3 protein-coding genes are annotated in these 2,049 nt (G+C 66.4%); 2 read left to right on the top strand and 1 reads right to left on the bottom strand.

Annotation, left to right across the window (positions count from 1 at the left end):
* Window positions 1-505, top strand: a 505-nt coding sequence (locus ACGFK0_RS37610; RefSeq protein ID WP_392913547.1) for a hypothetical protein, incomplete at its 5' end; no start/stop codon positions are given.
* Between the two features lie 187 nt (window positions 506-692).
* A complete protein-coding gene (locus ACGFK0_RS37605) occupies window positions 693-917 on the top strand; it encodes a metal-sensitive transcriptional regulator (RefSeq protein ID WP_392913545.1) in 225 nt (74 codons plus the stop codon).
* Between the two features lie 378 nt (window positions 918-1,295).
* On the opposite strand, the gene ACGFK0_RS37600 is transcribed toward ACGFK0_RS37605, so the two are convergent.
* Window positions 1,296-1,916, bottom strand: coding sequence for a DUF305 domain-containing protein (locus ACGFK0_RS37600; protein ID WP_392913543.1), 621 nt, complete (start codon window positions 1,914-1,916; stop codon window positions 1,296-1,298).
* Window positions 1,917-2,049 lie beyond the last annotated feature (133 nt).

The following is a 2,049-nucleotide window of genomic DNA, read 5'->3' as shown; positions in this document are numbered from 1 at the left end:
ATCGCCATGGCCGCCCTCACCCGCGGCGGCCTCTGCCCACCCCTGCCCGGACGCCTATAACCCGATCAACGACCCACGGAAACGACACAAGGGCCCGGAGAAGGGGCGTTCGGTAATGCCCTTCGACCTTGAACGGACGACGCACCGTTTCACCAAATCTTCAAATGGCGGCGTGCAGACTGTAGTGGCCGACGATCCCGGTGACCAGGAGCAGATCCGACTGATCCGGGAGCACCTCACCAAGGAGTTCGCCGCATTCCAGCGCGGTGACTTCGCTGACCCCGCGTCCATCCACGGGGCGGAAATGCCGGGTCTTTCGACGCTCGCGCAGGGGTACAAGCGGATCCAAATGAGCTTTGAGACTGTGCAGAATGGGGCGCGGATCTTGTTCACCACCGACGATGCCGGCCTGGTGGACGCTCTGCACGCATGGTTCGACGCCCAGGTCAGCGACCACGGTCGACACGCGGAGCACGGTCAGCCGCGGCACGGCCGAGGTCACTGAATCCAAGGCGTCATCGTGAATCACTGCCGCCGGCGAAAGCCCGGGTCGCCCCGGTGGCAACGGTGATGAGGTCGCTGGCAGCTCCGGCAGGACACTGCCGTCAGCTGAGAGCTGAGTGAGCCGGTTCTGATGGACGGAGTGACGGCAGGGCTGGGCTACACCCCCCGGCGTTAGGTAGAGGAGTGTCGTGACGACGCTGCACAACGTCACGCCGACATGTGGTTACAGCGCCACGAAGGATCAGCTGCAGAACCGCCTGCCCCGCGTCGAAGGACAGGTGCGCGGCGTGCAGGCGATGGTCGACCAGGACCGTTACCGCATCGACGTACTCACTCAAATCTGCGATCCAGGCAGCGCTCGACCTACGGCATCGCGGCGTTCTCCGTGGTCGCACCCCTGCAGCTGCGGGTGATGCAGAAGGCGGGCGATGCCCCCGACATCGCCTCGGCCGCCAACATCTCCGCCTTCACCCTCGGTTCCGCCCTCGGGATCTGGCTCGGCGGCGCGGCCATCGACGGCGGCCGGGGCGTCACCTCCGTCAACTGGGTCGGCGGCATCATCGCAGGCACGGGCTTCGCCCTGGCTCTCGCCTCGATTTGGATGGACAAAGTCCTCGCCGCAGCCGGTCGAGGAACGTCCCGTCCAGCTGACCCACCACCACTGAGAACAGCCCGCCAGCGGGCGTCCGGGAGACCGGGCGCCCGCTGGCTGCGCGAAGGACGCCGCCCGGCAACGACGTGCTCTTACCGACCCGGCGGCCGGCCCCAGCCCGCCGGGACATGCACAGTTCCTACTGCTTGAGCAGGTTCTGCATCTTGGTGATCTCGGCGGACTGCGAGGCCGTGATGTCCGCAGCCATCTTCTTGGCCCCGGGGAAACTCCCGGAGGTCTGCTCGGTCTTGGCCATCGCCACGGCGCCCTCGTGATGCTCGATCATCATCTCCAGGAACGCCTTGTCGAAGGACGCGCCCTCGGCCCCTTTGAGTTCCTTCATCTCCTCGTCGGTCATCATGCCGTCCATGCCGCCGTGCTCCATGTGCCCCATGCCGCCCGCACCGGGTGAGGGCACCGACGCTCCCCAGGTGGTCAGCCATGCGGACAGTTGCTTGATCTCCGGGTCCTGCGCGTTCTTGATCTCCGCGGCGAGCTGCTTCACCTCGGGGGACGCGGCGCGGGTGGCGGCGAGATCGGCCATCTCGATCGCCTGGCGGTGGTGCGGGATCATCATCTGCGCGAACATGACGTCCTGGTCGTTGTGCTGAGCCTGCGAGCCGCCGTTGGACGGCGATGCGCTCGCCGACATCGAGTGACCGGACATCGGAACCTTGGCATCGCCGGAGTCGTTGTCGCCGCAGGCGGCCAGGCTGATCGCCAGGGCGGGGACGGCGACGAATGTGAGTGCGCGTTTCATGCTGGTGAACCTTCCGTGTCGAGTTCTGTGACGTCAGGCCTGAGTTGGCTCAATTGGTTAGTGCGTGGCGCGTGGGGTGTTCAGGGCGTCGAGGATCTTGCGTTGGCGGGTGGTGACGGCGGGCGGGAAGGTC

Origin of the sequence: Spirillospora sp. NPDC048823, from assembly GCF_043198445.1 — a bacterium.
Lineage (GTDB): Bacteria > Actinomycetota > Actinomycetes > Streptosporangiales > Streptosporangiaceae > Spirillospora.
Note: the sequence above shows the minus strand (reverse complement) of the source record. Positions and strands in the feature narration are given on the sequence as shown.